The sequence below is a fragment of the Streptomyces sp. AN091965 genome (genome assembly GCF_022698285.1).
Taxonomy (GTDB): Bacteria; Actinomycetota; Actinomycetes; order Streptomycetales; family Streptomycetaceae; genus Streptomyces.
In genome coordinates this window covers 4396256-4410633 of sequence record NZ_JALDMY010000001.1, presented here as the reverse complement: position 1 = coordinate 4410633, position 14378 = coordinate 4396256, and the positions used below count along the sequence as shown (strand labels likewise).

The following is a 14378-nucleotide window of genomic DNA, read 5'->3' as shown; positions in this document are numbered from 1 at the left end:
GAAGGGAAGGTTCCGCTCCGCCGAGGCCCCGCTCCGCCGAGGGCTGGCTCCGCCGAGGGCCCGCCCCGCCGAGGGCCCGCCCTGGCACTCGGCTACGGCAGCGGGAACCCCGGATCCATCCCGCCCAGCGCCCCCACGCACAGACAGTCCCGCTCCCCGTCGGCTGGCAGCCCGGCCACCGCGTCGAAGAGCACCGTCCGCAGCCGGTCCACGTTCGCGGAGAACACCCGCAGGACCTCGTCGTGGGAGACGCCCGCGCCCGACTCCGCGCCCGCGTCCAGGTCGGTGACCAGCGTCAGCGACGTGTAGCAGAGCTCCAGCTCCCGGGCGAGCGCCGCCTCGGGGTGGCCGGTCATGCCCACCACGGACCACCCCTGCGCCGCGTACCAGCGCGACTCCGAGCGGGTCGAGAACCGCGGGCCTTCGATCACCACGAGCGTCCCTCCGTCCACCGGCTCCCAGTCCCGGCCGCGCGCGGCCTTGAGCGCGGCGGCCCGCCCGGCCGGGCAGTACGGATCGGCCAGCGACACGTGCACCACGTTCGGCACGCTGCCGTCGGGCAGCGGAAGCCCGTCGAAGTACGACTGCGGGCGCCCCGACGTGCGGTCCACGAACTGGTCGGGCACGAGCAGCGTCCCCGGCCCGTACTCGGGGCGCAGACCGCCCACCGCGCACGGGCCGAGCACCTGCCGCACGCCCATGGAGCGCAGGGCCCACAGGTTGGCGCGGTAGTTGATGCGGTGCGGCGGCAGGTGGTGGCCGCGGCCGTGGCGGGGCAGGAAGGCCACCCGGCGTCCCGCTATGTCGCCGAGGAAGAGGGAGTCGCTCGGGGCGCCGTAGGGGGTGTCGACGTGCACTTCGGTCACGTCGTCGAGGAAGGAGTAGAAGCCCGATCCGCCGATGACGCCGACATCGGCCTGCTGCGCGTTCGCCGTGTTCACCATGGCTCGCACAGTAGCCGCAGGGGGAAACGGCCGGGAGTACGCGAAAGGCCCCGCCGTCCCGGGGACGGCGGGGCCTTTCGGAGTGCGGAGAACCGGCGCGCTACGCGGCCGAGGAGCTCGACGAGGTGGTGCTCGACGCCTTGGAGTCCGAGGACGACGAGGAGGAGGACGACGTCGAAGCGGACGACTTCGAAGAAGACGAAGACGACGACGTCGAAGAGGACGACGCGGGCGAGCTGCTCGACGACGAGCCGCGGCTGTCGTTGCGGTAGAAGCCGGAGCCCTTGAAGACGATGCCGACCGCCGAGAACACCTTCTTGAGGCGTCCGTCGCAGTTCGGGCACACGGTCAGGGCGTCGTCCGTGAACTTCTGCACCGCCTCGAGGCCCTCGCCGCACTCGGTGCACTGGTACTGGTACGTCGGCACTTGCTTCCTCCTGGCACTCTCACTCGATGAGTGCTAACGACGGTCCATAGTGACGTATTCCGCGGGTTCAGTCCACCGCCACCGGTACGCGGTGACCCACGCCACGTGCGACGGTCCGGCCCGCGCTGGGGGGAGTGAGCCGCGAACGCAGGGACAGGAGCACGGCCAGGGCGAGCACCGTGCCGCCGAGCGGGACCAGGAATCCGGCGCCGTCCCAGAGGCGGTCCTCCAGCTGGCCCGCGACCGTGACGGCGGCGGCCTGCCCCAGCGCGACGGCGCCGGTGAGCAGGGTGAAGGCCTCCGTACGGGCGGTCGGCGCGACCAGGCTGTCGACCAGCGTGTAGCCGGTGATCAGGGCGGGCGCGATGCAGACGCCGACGAGCAGGCCGAGCCCGGCGAGCAGCAGCACGGACTGCGCGGCCCACAGGCCCGAGGCCATCAGGGTCAGCGCCGCGTACCCGACGACGAGGCGCCGCTGCGGGGAGACCTTCCAGGCGAGGGCGCCGCAGACGATCCCGGAGAGCATGTTGCCCGCGGCGAAGGTGCCGTACAGGACGCCGTTCAGACCGGGACGGTCGATGGACTCGGTGAAGGCGGCGAGGGCGACCTGCATGCCGCCGAAGACGGTGCCGATGCCGAGGAACGTCACGATCAGTACGCGCACACCGGGCACCCGGAGCGCCGAATCGTGCTTCACGCGTGCGTGGGCGTCGCCGGCCGGCTGCGGCTGGGTGCTCTTCTGGGCGGCGAACAGCAGGCCGCCCACCAGGGTCAGCCCGGCCTCCGTGAGGAGTCCGGCGGCCGGGTCGACGCCCGTGCACAGCGCGGTCGCGACCAGCGGGCCGAGCACGAAGGTCAGCTCGTCCGTGACGGACTCGAACGCGGCTGCCGTCTGGGCGAGCGGGGAGCCCTGGAGCTTGACACCCCAGCGGGCCCGCACCATGGGGCCGATCTGCGGCGTCGAGGCACCCGTGGGCACCGCGGCGACGAAGAGGGCCCACAGGGGGGCGCCGGACAGCGCGAGCACGGTGAGGGTGACGCCGGACGCCGTGTGCACGAGCACGCCGGGCAGGAGCACGGCGCGCTGCCCGAACCGGTCGGCGAGCTTGCCGCTGAAGGGGGCGAACAGCGCCATGGAGACGCCGGTGACGGCCGAGACCGCACCGGCGGCGCCGTACGAGCCGGTGGTGTGCTGCACGAGCAGCACGATGGAGATGGTGAGCATCGCGAACGGCTGCCGCGCGGCGAAGCCGGGGAGCAGGAACGTCCAGGCGCGGGGGGTGCGCAGCAACTGCCCGTAGCCCGGGCGGGGGTCAGTGACCGTGGACGCCACGGCCCATGCCTTTCTGCTGCCTGGTAGCGCGCCCGTGCGGGGGCGCCGAGAGCTGTCCTCTAGCGCAGAACTGCGGTAGATACCGGGCAGCCCACTGCGAGGGCGCCGCGGCCGCCATACGGTCGCGCCAGCTCTGCGTCAGACAGAGTTGGTTCGATCAGTGTCGGTGCGTGGATCCCGGAACGCGCTCCGCCGGCGCTGGTGCAGCGCGCTGACGGGACGTGCCGAGTGCGCCTTCATCATACAGGTACATCACAAATGAGGCCTGTGATTACGAGAAGTGAGACCGGTGACACCTGGGAATCCCCCGGCTGTGCCCCGTAGTCCTGGAAATCCGCCGACGGCGCCTCGGCGGTGGCCCCGCGGCCGCACCCAGGCAGCGCCTCGGCCCCTGGCCCCGCCCAGGCAGCGCCTCGGCCCCCGGCCCCGCCCAGGCAGCGTCTCGCCCCCCGGCTCCACCCAGGCAGCGCCCCGGCCACGCCCCGGCAACCCCGCGCCGCACCGGCCGCGCCCTGGCGGCACCCCGAGCGCGGCTACCGCTGCGCTCCCTGCACCCCCAGCCAGCCCGCGAGCTTGCCGCCCCGGGCCACCGCGCGCAGCCGCTTCTCGGCCGCGTCGCGTGCCGGTTCGGTCGCCACCACCAGGAGCTCGTCGCCGTGCCGGAGGACCGTGGTGGGCAGCGGCACGAACGAGGTCTCGTCCCGTACGACGAGGGTCACGGCCGAGCCGGCGGGCAGCCGCAGTTCGTTGACCTCGACGCCGTGCAGCCGTGAGCCCTCCGGTACGGGTACGGAGAGCAGATGGCCGCGCAGTCGCTCCAGGGGGGCCGATTCGATGCCGAGGTCGGAGGCCGTCGTGCCCTTGCCGAGGCCGAGCAGCTTGGCGAGCCCCGGCAGGGTGGGCCCCTGGATCAGCGTGTAGACGACGACCAGGACGAAGACGATGTTGAAGATGCGCTCGCTGTCCTCGACCCCGTTCACCATGGGGATCGTGGCGAGGATGATGGGCACGGCGCCGCGCAGGCCCGCCCAGGACATCAGGGCCTTCTCCTGCCAGGCCGTCTTGAAGGGCAGCAGGCTCACGACGACCGAGACGGGCCGCGCGACGATCGTCAGGACCAGGCCGATGAGCACGGCGGGCCAGATGTCGTCGAGCAGCGTGTGCGGCGTGACGAGCAGGCCGAGCAGGACGAACATGCCGATCTGCGCGATCCAGCCGAGCCCCTCGGCGAAGCCCCGGGTGGCGGGCCAGTGCGGCAGCTTGGCGTTGCCGAGGACCATCGCGGCGAGGTACACCGCGAGGAAGCCGCTGCCGTGGGCCATGGCCCCGGCCGCGTAGGAGGTCACGGCGATGGCCATCACCGCGATCGGGTACAGGCCGGAGGCGGGCAGCGCCACGTGCCGCAGGCCGTAGGCGCCGAGGCAGCCCACCGCGAGGCCGATGGCGGCGCCGATGGCGAGCTCCAGGGCGATCTCGCCGATGAGGACGTACCAGTGGTCCACGGGGCCCGCGGCCGAGAAGGCCACGACGAGGATCACCACGGGGGCGTCGTTGAACCCGGACTCCGCCTCCAGGATGCCGGTGACCCGGGAGGGGAGGGGGACCCTGCGCAGGACGGAGAAGACCGCGGCCGCGTCCGTCGACGAGACCACCGCGCCGATGATGAGGGCCTGTCGCCATTCGAGCCCGACCAGGTAGTGCGCGCCCGCAGCGGTCACGCCGACGCTCACCGCGACGCCCCCGAGCGCCAGGGACGCGGCCGCGGGAAGGGCCGGTTTGATCTCGCCCCACTTGGTGCCGAGGCCGCCCTCGGCCAGGATCACGACGAGTGCCGCGTAGCCGATCACCTGGGTCAGCTGGGCGTTGTTGAACGTGACGTTGCCTATGCCGTCCTGGCCCATGGCGACGCCGATGCCGAGGTACAGCAGCAGGCTGGGCAGTCCGCTGCGCGAGGAGATGCGCACGGCGACCACCGCGACGAGCAGGACGAGCGACGAGACGAGCAGGAGCTGGTTGAGGTCGTGGACAGACAGGGGCGTTCCTTCCGTCGTGCGAGCCGTGATGCTTCGTTACTTTACCTAAGTTTTAACGCTTCCTTGACGGGGACCCCTGTACTTCTTCCACATTGAGCGAACTTCCGTTCGATGTCTCTTTCCGACTCCGCGTCCGGGGCCGTCTCGCCCTGCGCCTATGGTTGCTCCAGCACTCCAGGACCCGCCCATGCCCCGAACTGCCGCTCGCGAAGGACAGCAAGGACAGCGATGCCCTCCAACACCACCGCCCCTTCCGGCGCCAAGCCCGGGAAGAAGAAGGGGCGCCGCGCCCGACTGATCGTGATCCTCCTGGTCCTGGCCGTCGTCGGCGGCATCGGCTTCGGCGCGTACTGGAGCATCAGCACCGTCCGCGCCTCCTTCCCGCAGACCAAGGGCACCATCGACCTGAAGGGTCTGAAGGGCCCGGTCGACGTCAAGCGCGACGGCAACGGCATCCCGCAGATCTACGCCGACTCCGCCGAGGACCTGTTCATGGCCCAGGGGTTCGTGCAGGCGCAGGACCGCTTCTGGGAGATGGACGTCCGCCGCCATATGACCTCCGGGCGGCTCTCCGAGATGTTCGGCAAGAGCCAGGTCAAGACCGATGAATTCCTGCGCACCCTCGGTTGGCACCGGGTGGCCAAGAAGGAGTACGACTCCAAGCTCTCGCCCGAGACGAAGAAGTACCTCCAGGCGTACGCCAAGGGGGTCAACGCCTATCTCGACGGCAAGGCGGGCAAGGAGATCTCGCTCGAGTACGCGGCGCTCGAGTTCGAGAACGACTACAAGCCCCAGAAGTGGACGCCCGTCGACTCGGTGGCCTGGCTCAAGGCCATGGCCTGGGACCTGCGCGGCAACATGCAGGACGAGATCGACCGCTCCCTGATGACGAGCCGCCTCGGCCCGTCCCAGATCAAGGACCTGTACCCGGACTACCCGTACGACCGGAACAAGCCGATCGTCCAGGAGGGCGCGTACGACCCGGTCACCGGGAAGTTCAGCAGCGACGCCACGGACGACTCCCAGACGCAGTCCGGCACCGGCACGGGTACCGGCACCGGCACGGGTACCGGCACCGGCACGGGTACCGGCACCGGCACGGGTACCGGCACTGGCACGGGTACAGGTACCGGCACGGGTACCGGTACGGGTACCGGCACCGGCGCCGCGGGCACCGGTGTCGCGGGCGGAACCCCGCCCCCCAACGGCCTCCAGTCGCAGCTCTCCGGCCTCTCCGACGTGCTCGACGAGGTCCCGGACGCGGGCCTCGGCTCGAACGGCAACGGCATCGGCTCCAACTCGTGGGTCGTCTCCGGCGCCCACACCATCACCGGCAAGCCCCTGCTGGCCAACGACCCGCACCTGGCGCCGCAGCTGCCGTCCGTCTGGTACCAGATGGGCCTGCACTGCCGGACGGTCTCGGCGAAGTGCCAGTACGACGTCAGCGGCTACACGTTCTCCGGGATGCCCGGCGTGGTCATCGGCCACAACCAGGACATCGCCTGGGGCATGACGAACCTGGGCGCCGACGTCACGGACCTCTACCTGGAGAAGTTCACCGCGGACGGGTACCAGTTCGGCGAGAAGGTGCTGCCGTTCACCACCCGCGAGGAGAAGATCAAGGTCGCGGGCGGCAAGACCAAGACGATCACCGTCCGGGAGACCAACAACGGCCCGCTGATCTCCGACCGGGACGACGAACTGGTCAGGGTCGGCAAGAAGGCCCAGGTCGACTCGGCGGCCCCGGACCGCGGCGAGGGCTACGGCGTCGCGCTGCGCTGGACCGCGCTCACCCCGGGCAAGTCCATGGACGCCGTCTTCGAGCTCAACCGGGCGAAGGACTTCAAGGAGTTCCGCAAGGCGGCGGCCTCCTTCGAGGTGCCCTCGCAGAACCTCATCTACGCCGACACCAAGGGCAACATCGGCTACCAGGCCCCGGGCAGGATCCCCACGCGCGGGAAGGGCGACGGCTCGCTGCCCGCGCCCGGCTGGGACCCGAAGTACCGCTGGGACGGCTACATCCCGCAGGACAAGCTGCCCTACGAGTACAACCCCAAGCGCGGCTACATCGTCACCGCCAACCAGGCCGTGGTCAGCGACAAGTACCCGTACAAGCTCACGACGGACTGGGGCTACGGCGCGCGCAGCCAGCGCATCGAGGACCTGATCAAGGCCAAGACCAAGAACGGCGGCAAGATCTCCACGGAGGACATGCGGCTGATGCAGACCGACAACAGCAGCGAGATCGCACGCCTGCTCGTGCCCAAGCTGCTCAAGGTCGACATCGGCGACAAGCACGTCCGTGAGGCGCAGAAGCTCCTGGAGGGCTGGGACTACACCCAGGACGCCGACTCGGCGGCGGCCGCGTACTTCAACGCCGTCTGGCGCAGCATCCTGCAGCTCTCCATCGGCAACAAGCTGCCCAAGGAGCTGCGCGTCAAGGGCCAGTGCCTGTGGGTGGACCACGCCAGCGACACCCGGCCCGCCGACGAGGACAAGAAGGTCCGCGAGTGCGGCGAGCGCGACGCGGACTCGGCGCAGCCCGACGGCGGCGACCGCTACTTCGAGGTCATCCGCAAGATCCTCAACGACGAGGACAACGACTGGTGGAAGACCCCGCGCAACCGCACGGACAAGGAGACGAAGAACCGCGACCAGCTCTTCGCCCGTGCCCTCGCGGACGCCCGCTGGGACCTGACGGCCAAGCTCGGCAAGGACATCGACACCTGGAGCTGGGGCCGGCTGCACCGGCTCACGCTGAAGAACCAGACGCTCGGCACGGACGGCCCCGGCTGGATCCAGTGGGTGCTCAACCGCGGCCCCTGGAAGCTCGGCGGCGGCGAGGCCACGGTCAACGCCACCGGCTGGAACGCGGCGGGCGGCTACGACGTCATCTGGGTGCCGTCGATGCGGATGGTGGTGAACCTGAAGGACTTCGACAAGTCCAAGTGGATCAACCTCACCGGCGCTTCGGGCCACGCCTACAGCGACCACTACACCGACCAGACCAGCAAGTGGGTCAAGGGTGAGCTGCTGCCGTGGTCCTTCTCCAAGAAGGGCGTCGACGACAGCACGAGCGACACGCTGGTGCTCAAGCCCTGAGTCAGAGCTGAAGCCCGTACGGGCACGTGATGCGAAAGGGCCCTCCACGCGCGCGTGGAGGGCCCTTTCGCATGCCGACGCTTTCGGAGGCCTCAGTCGAAACGCCGTACCCCGGAAGGCGTCACGACGGCGCGCACCGGGCGGTCGTGCGCCTCTCCGGGGACGTGCGCGACGACTTCGGCGTCGTACAGGAGCACGACGAGCGCGGGATCGGCTCCCGCCCGCTCCAGGCGCGCCAGGACGCGGTCGTACGAGCCGCCGCCGCGCCCCAGGCGCGTGCCGTGCCCGTCCACCGCGAGCCCTGGGAGCAGCACGGCGTCGGCCTCCAGGACGGCGTCCGGGCCGAGTCGCGGGCCGGAGGGCTCCAACAGGGTCATCTTGCCGGGGTGTTGGACGCGGGCGAGCGAGCCGGGGCCGGTGTACGCCGACCAGTCCAGGTCGTTGTCCGGGAGCAGCACCGGCAGCAGGACGCGGGTCCCGCGCGCGTGGAGGGTGTCGAGGAGCGCGCGGGTGCCCGGTTCGCCGCCCACGGAGACGTACGCGGCGACCGTGCGGGCCGTGGCGAGTTCGGGCAGATCCAGCGCGCGCCCGGCGAGCTCGGCCGCCGCCTTGTGTGCGTCATCTGGCGGCAACCCCCTTCTTACCGCGAGGATCTCCGCACGCAATGTGCGCTTGATTCCCTTGCCGGAGTCGGGGTGATCCATGGCGAAGTCACACATCCTTCCTATTGTGCTCAAATATGGGCCAATAATCCGAAGCCGCAGATTCTCCGCATAGGCACCGGATATGGTGACGGGCATGACTGAGTCTCACCCCAAGATCACCAAGGCTGTCATCCCCGCAGCTGGTCTTGGCACGCGCTTCCTGCCCGCCACCAAGGCCACGCCCAAGGAAATGCTGCCGGTCGTCGACAAGCCGGCGATCCAGTACGTGGTGGAGGAGGCGGTCGCCGCGGGCCTGGACGACGTCCTCATGATCACGGGCCGCAACAAGCGCCCCCTGGAGGACCACTTCGACCGCAACTACGAGCTGGAGTCCGCCCTGGAGAAGAAGGGCGACGAATCCCGGCTCGCGAAGGTCCAGGAGTCCAGCGACCTGGCCACCATGCACTACGTCCGCCAGGGCGACCCCAGGGGCCTCGGTCACGCCGTCCTGTGCGCCGCCCCGCACGTGGGCCGCGAGCCCTTCGCGGTGCTCCTGGGCGACGACCTGATCGACCCGCGCGACCCGCTGCTCGCCCGCATGGTCGAGATCCAGGACCGGTGCGGCGGCAGCGTCATCGCGCTCATGGAGGTCGCGCCCGAGCAGATCCACCTCTACGGCTGCGCGGCCGTCGAGGCCACCGACGAGGCCGACGTCGTGAAGGTCACCGACCTGGTCGAGAAGCCGGACGTGGCGGACGCCCCCTCGAACTACGCGATCATCGGCCGGTATGTCCTCGACCCGCACATCTTCGACATACTGCGCACGACCGAGCCGGGCCGCGGCGGCGAGATCCAGCTGACCGACGCCCTCCAGCAGCTCGCGGCCGACGAAAAGGTCGGCGGCCCGGTGCACGGCGTGGTCTTCAAGGGCCGCCGCTATGACACCGGCGACCGCGGCGACTATCTGCGTGCCATTGTCAGACTCGCGTGCGAACGTGAAGACCTGGGCCCCGACTTCAAGGCCTGGCTCCGCAGTTACGTCACCGAGGAGATGTAGCACTTGAGCAGCAGCGGCACGACGACGCACGGCGGCACCGGGGCGCACCGCGGGCAGGACACCGGCCAGGAGCACGTGTGGTCGGTGGACGAGCACCTGGAGGACATCCTGGCGGCCGTCCGCCCGCTGGAGCCCATCGAGCTCCAGCTCCTCGACGCCCAGGGCTGCGTCCTGGTCGAGGACGTCACGGTGCCCGTGTCGCTGCCGCCCTTCGACAACAGCTCCATGGACGGGTACGCGGTCCGCGCCGCCGACGTCGCGGGCGCGGGCGAGGAGTTCCCCGCCGTCCTGACCGTCGTCGGCGACGTCGCCGCCGGGCAGGGCGAGCAGCCCACCGTCGGCCCCGGGCAGGCCGCCCGCATCATGACCGGCGCCCCGCTGCCGCCCGGCGCCGAGGCGGTCGTGCCCGTGGAGTGGACCGACGGCGGGCTCGGCGAAGGCCCGGTCTCCGGGATGCGGGCCCACAGCGCGGCCCCCGAGGGCGCCTCCGGGGAAGTCCGGGTGTACCGCCCGGCGAAGCCCCGCGCCCACGTCCGCGCGCGCGGCAGCGACGTGCGGGCGGGCGACCGCGCCCTGACCGCGGGCACGGTCCTCGGCGCTCCGCAGATCGCCCTGCTCGCCGCGATCGGCCGGGGCACGGTCACGGTGCGCCCGCGCCCGCGCGTGGTCGTCCTGTCCACCGGAAGCGAACTGGTCCAGCCCGGTGAGGAACTGGCCGACGGTCAGATCTACGACTCCAACAGCTTCTCCCTCACGGCCGCCGCCCGCGAGGCCGGGGCGATCGCCTACCGGGTGGGTGCCGTCGCCGACGACGCGGAGACCCTGCGCTCCACCATCGAGGACCAGCTCATCCGCGCCGACCTCGTGGTCACCACGGGCGGCGTCAGCGTCGGCGCGTACGACGTCGTCAAGGAGGCCCTCTCCGCCATCGGCGACCCGGACGACGAGAAGGGCCTCGGGGCGGGCGGCGGCGTGGAGTTCCGCAAGCTCGCCATGCAGCCCGGCAAGCCGCAGGGCTTCGGCTCGATCGGCCCCGACCACACCCCGCTGCTCGCCCTGCCGGGCAACCCCGTGTCGTCGTACGTCTCCTTCGAGGTCTTCGTGCGGCCCGCCGTGCGCACCCTGATGGGCCTGCCGGACGTGCACAGGACCACCACCCGGGCCCGGCTGGGCGGTGCCGGCGCACTCACGTCCCCGTCCGGCAGACGCCAGTTCCTGCGCGGGCGCCACGACGCCGGGGCGGGCACGGTGACGCCCGTCGGCGGCAGCGGGTCGCATCTCGTCGCCGCCCTCGCGCAGGCGGACGCGCTGATCGTCGTCCCCGAGGACACGACGTCGGTCGAGCCGGGCGCGGAGGTCGACGTGGTGCTCCTCGGCTGACGCCCGCCCCGGGCGGGGACGAAGGGCGTCGGGCTCGGGTGGGGCGACCGCGCGCGGCGGACGGGCGGTACGGTGTCGCGCACAGCAGGCCGCGCGCCCGCGCGGGGTCCGGACCAGGAGCGCCACAGCACATGAGCACCCAGCAGGGACTGACGCACATCGACGAAGCGGGCGCCGCCCGCATGGTCGACGTATCGGAGAAGGACGTGACCGCGCGCACCGCGCGGGCGAGCGGACGCGTCCTGGTCGCGCCACGCGTGATCGAGCTGCTGCGCGGCGAGGGCGTCCCGAAGGGCGACGCCCTCGCGACCGCCCGGATCGCGGGCATCATGGGCGCCAAGCGCACGCCCGACCTGATCCCGCTCTGCCACCCGCTGGCCGTCTCCGGGGTGAAGCTCGACCTGTCCGTCGCCGACGACGCCGTGGAGATCATCGCCACCGTGAAGACGACGGACCGCACGGGCGTGGAGATGGAGGCCCTCACGGCGGTGAGCGTCGCCGCGCTCACGGTCGTCGACATGGTGAAGGCCGTCGACAAGGGGGCCGTCATCACGGACGTACGGGTGGAGGAGAAGACGGGCGGCAAGTCCGGCACCTGGAGCCGCGAGGGGGAGGGCGCGTGAGCGCCTCCACCGGCGCCGCCCCGGGCTCCCCGGCCCCGTACCGCGCCCTCGTCGTCACCGCGTCCAACCGCGCCGCCGCCGGTGTCTACGCCGACACGGGCGGGCCGATCATCGCCGAGGGGCTCGCCGCGCTCGGCTTCGTCGTCGACGGCCCTCAGGTGGTGCCCGACGGCGATCCCGTGGCGCGGGCCCTGCGCGCCGGGGTCGAGGCCGGGTACGACGTCATCCTCACCACCGGCGGCACCGGCGTCTCGCCCACCGACCGCACGCCCGAGGCGACCCGTGGCGTCCTCGACCACGAGGTGCCGGGCATCCCGGAGGCGATCCGGGCGTACGGCCGCGAGAAGGTGCCCACGGCCGCGCTCTCCCGGGGCCTGGCCGGGGTCGCGGGCCGCACCCTGATCGTGAACCTGCCCGGGTCCAGCGGTGGGGTGCGCGACGGCCTCGCGGTCCTGGGCCCGCTCCTGACGCACGCCGTCGACCAGCTGCGCGGCGGCGACCATCCGAGAACCGACGGGGGTGCGAGCTGAACACCCCCAGCTGGCCCGCCGAGCTGACGGACGGTGATGTCACCCTCCGCCCCATAAAGCTGCGTGACCAGCGCGCCTGGCGCGAGGTCAACCGGCGCAACCGCGACTGGCTGCGCCCCTGGGAGGCCACGATCCCGCCGCCCACGCCCGGCGGCCCGGTCGCGCACCGGCCCACGTACCGCCAGATGGTCCGGCACCTGCGGGCGGAGGCCAACGCGGGCCGGATGCTGCCGTTCGTCATCGATTACCAGGGGCGGCTCGTCGGGCAGTTGACGGTCGCCGGGATCACCTGGGGCTCGATGTGCTCCGGGCACGTCGGGTACTGGGTGGACGAGTCCGTCGCGGGGCGCGGGGTGATGCCGACCGCCGTGGCGCTCGTGGTCGACCACTGCTTCCGTACGGTCGGGCTGCACCGCGTCGAGGTCTGCATTCGGCCGGAGAACGCGCCGAGCCGCCGGGTCGTGGAGAAACTCGGATTCCGCGAGGAGGGGCTTCGTCCACGATATCTTCACATCGACGGGGCCTGGCGCGACCACCTCGTGTTCGCGCTCACCGCCGAGGAGGTCCCGGAGGGCCTGCTGCACCGCTGGCACCGGGCCCGGCCACGGCACACCGCGTAGCGGAGCGTGTGCGCGGCGCAGGTGCGGCGGCTCGTGCGGAGCGGTCGGCGAGGTGCTCACCTGGGTGCTTCGGCGCGCGGACGGGGCGAGTTGGCGCCCCGCGGCGGCCGTGGGGCACGGATGCTGCCTCTCTCATAAATGAAATACCTGTTCGAAATTGATCGGTGAGCGACCGTTAAATTCCTTGCGGGAACGGCCTGTTGATCGCACCAGTCGCAAAAAAAGTTTGAGATATCAGCCGGATCGTGCGACACACCGGCCCAATTGGCGGATGGCCTCGACAAAACCCCTCTACCGTGTGAGGCGTGAGCAGCAGCGGCCTCTTCTACGCAGTCATCGTCGGGGCCTGGGCCGCCTACTTGGTGCCGATGTGGCTCCGTAGGCAGGACGAGCTCAATGAAGCCCGTCCGACGGAACGCTTCAGCACCGCCATCCGGCTGCTGTCCGGACGGGCGGGCATGGAGCGCCGATACGCCAAGGACCTGCGCGCGCGTACGTCCGACTCGTCCGAGGAGGAGTCGCGCGCCGAACCGGACGCCGCCACCGACTCGGTGGACGTCCGGGCCTTCGCCATGCTTCCGGACGAGGACGTGGCGACCGAGCCGCGCGGCCGGGCGACGGGACGGCAGCGGCCCCGGTCCCAGGCGGGCGTGGACACGGAGCCGCACGGCCGGCAGCCGTCCGCGCCGGACGCCGCGGACCGGCGCAGGGGCCCCGACCGCCAGGCCCCCGACCGACAGCAGGCCCCCCGCCGGAACCCCCGGGGCGCGGCTGCCGACCGGCAGGCCGCCCGCGGTGCCGCCGAGGCCGCCGCCCGGGCCCGGCGCTCCAAGGTCCTCGCGCGCCGCCGCCGCACCACGGTGATGCTGTTCCTCGCCTTCACGCTCGCCGCGGTCGTCGCCGCGGTCGGCGGCGTGGGGCTGCTGTGGGTGCCCGGCGTGCCCGCGGCGCTGCTGAGCGCGTACATCGTCTATCTGCGCCGCCAGGAGCGGCGGCGCTTCACGTACACGATGGACCGGCGCCGGGCCGAGGCCGCCGCGCGGCAGCTGCGCGAGCGGCAGCCGCGCCGGCACGAGCGCGGCGCCGAGCCCGTCGCCGAGGAGCCCGTTCCGGAGTCCGACCCCGGTCTGTCCGCGCTCGCCGCCGACCGGCGCGCGCTCGTCGAGCAGACCGACCACGCCGAGTGGGTCGACCAGCAGCGCGAGCGGCGGCACGGCCCCGCCCGCGGTGACAGCTGGGACCCGGTCCCGGTGCCCCTTCCGACGTACGTGACGGCCCCGGTCGCCCCGCGCGCCACCGGCAGCGTCGACCTGGGCGCGCCCGACACCTGGAGCTCGGCCCGGTCGAGCACGGCGGAACCGGCCGCGGACGGCACGGCGGACCGCGCCGAGCGGGACGGGGCCGAGCGCGCCGAGCAGGAGCACCCGGAGCGCGAGGAGCGCGCCGAGGCCGCCGGGGACGACGCCCGCAGCGACGCCCGCAGGGCCGCGTCCGCCCGCCGCTCCCGCGAGCGCGGCCGCACCCCGCTGTTCGACCAGTACGACGACGGCGCCTCCGCCGACGGCCGCCCGCGCGCCGCGAACGAGTGACCGGCGGCACACCCCGGGACCCCGTCGCGCCGTCGCGGGGTCCCGCTCGCTGACCAGCGGGGAACGGATTTCCAAGCACCCCGGTGGGGGTGCTAG

Annotated in this window: 12 protein-coding genes; 7 read left to right on the top strand and 5 right to left on the bottom strand. The window is 72.1% G+C overall.

Annotated elements, in window-relative coordinates; all coding sequences use genetic code 11:
• Positions 1–92 precede the first annotated feature (92 nt).
• The 4 genes from MQV74_RS18415 to MQV74_RS18400 form a co-directional block, all read right to left on the bottom strand.
• Entirely contained in the window at positions 93–944 is an 852-nt protein-coding gene (locus tag MQV74_RS18415) for an S-methyl-5'-thioadenosine phosphorylase (protein WP_242719048.1), read from the bottom strand.
• Between the two features lie 100 nt (positions 945–1044).
• Entirely contained in the window at positions 1045–1371 is a 327-nt protein-coding gene (locus MQV74_RS18410) for an FmdB family zinc ribbon protein (RefSeq protein WP_242719046.1), read from the bottom strand.
• A 67-nt stretch (positions 1372–1438) separates the two neighbouring features.
• A complete protein-coding gene (locus MQV74_RS18405) occupies positions 1439–2704 on the bottom strand; it encodes an MFS transporter (protein ID WP_242719044.1) in 1266 nt (421 codons plus the stop codon).
• Positions 2705–3237: 533 nt separating this feature from the next.
• Positions 3238–4737, bottom strand: a complete 1500-nt coding sequence (locus tag MQV74_RS18400; protein ID WP_278194901.1) for a potassium/proton antiporter — start codon at positions 4735–4737, stop codon at positions 3238–3240.
• Between the two features lie 228 nt (positions 4738–4965).
• On the opposite strand from MQV74_RS18400, the gene MQV74_RS18395 reads away from it, so the two are divergent.
• Positions 4966–7839 carry a penicillin acylase family protein gene (locus MQV74_RS18395; RefSeq protein ID WP_242719042.1) on the top strand — a complete coding sequence of 958 codons (2874 nt, stop codon included), beginning with the start codon at positions 4966–4968 and terminating at the stop codon, positions 7837–7839.
• 92 nt (positions 7840–7931) lie between these two features.
• On the opposite strand, the gene MQV74_RS18390 is transcribed toward MQV74_RS18395, so the two are convergent.
• Positions 7932–8543 carry a 5-formyltetrahydrofolate cyclo-ligase gene (locus MQV74_RS18390; RefSeq protein ID WP_242719041.1) on the bottom strand — a complete coding sequence of 204 codons (612 nt, stop codon included), beginning with the start codon at positions 8541–8543 and terminating at the stop codon, positions 7932–7934.
• Positions 8544–8637: 94 nt separating this feature from the next.
• On the opposite strand from MQV74_RS18390, the gene galU reads away from it, so the two are divergent.
• From galU to sepX, 6 genes are all read left to right on the top strand, one after another.
• Positions 8638–9540, top strand: coding sequence for a UTP--glucose-1-phosphate uridylyltransferase GalU (gene galU, locus MQV74_RS18385; protein WP_242719039.1), 903 nt, complete (start codon positions 8638–8640; stop codon positions 9538–9540).
• Between the two features lie 3 nt (positions 9541–9543).
• Complete coding sequence (gene glp, locus MQV74_RS18380; RefSeq protein ID WP_374120642.1) at positions 9544–10920, top strand: molybdotransferase-like divisome protein Glp; 1377 nt, start codon at positions 9544–9546, stop codon at positions 10918–10920.
• A 131-nt stretch (positions 10921–11051) separates the two neighbouring features.
• A complete protein-coding gene (gene moaC / locus MQV74_RS18375; RefSeq protein ID WP_242719037.1) occupies positions 11052–11543 on the top strand; it encodes a cyclic pyranopterin monophosphate synthase MoaC in 492 nt (163 codons plus the stop codon).
• Positions 11540–12073: a MogA/MoaB family molybdenum cofactor biosynthesis protein gene (locus MQV74_RS18370; protein ID WP_242719035.1), complete on the top strand. Its 534-nt coding sequence runs from the start codon at positions 11540–11542 to the stop codon at positions 12071–12073. Before moaC ends, MQV74_RS18370 begins: the two co-directional genes overlap by 4 nt.
• Complete coding sequence (locus MQV74_RS18365; protein WP_242728811.1) at positions 12070–12693, top strand: GNAT family N-acetyltransferase; 624 nt, start codon at positions 12070–12072, stop codon at positions 12691–12693. Before MQV74_RS18370 ends, MQV74_RS18365 begins: the two co-directional genes overlap by 4 nt.
• Positions 12694–12998: 305 nt before the next feature.
• Complete coding sequence (gene sepX / locus MQV74_RS18360) at positions 12999–14282, top strand: divisome protein SepX/GlpR (protein WP_242719034.1); 1284 nt, start codon at positions 12999–13001, stop codon at positions 14280–14282.
• The last annotated feature ends 96 nt before the right edge of the window (positions 14283–14378 follow it).

Coding starts and splice junctions, on each gene's coding strand:
- moaC (WP_242719037.1), top strand. CDS start 11,052: ATGAGCACCCAGCAGGGACTGACGCACATCGACGAAGCGGGCGCCGCC.
- galU (WP_242719039.1), top strand. CDS start 8,638: ATGACTGAGTCTCACCCCAAGATCACCAAGGCTGTCATCCCCGCAGCT.
- MQV74_RS18415 (WP_242719048.1), bottom strand. CDS start 944: ATGGTGAACACGGCGAACGCGCAGCAGGCCGATGTCGGCGTCATCGGC.
- MQV74_RS18390 (WP_242719041.1), bottom strand. CDS start 8,543: ATGGATCACCCCGACTCCGGCAAGGGAATCAAGCGCACATTGCGTGCG.
- MQV74_RS18395 (WP_242719042.1), top strand. CDS start 4,966: ATGCCCTCCAACACCACCGCCCCTTCCGGCGCCAAGCCCGGGAAGAAG.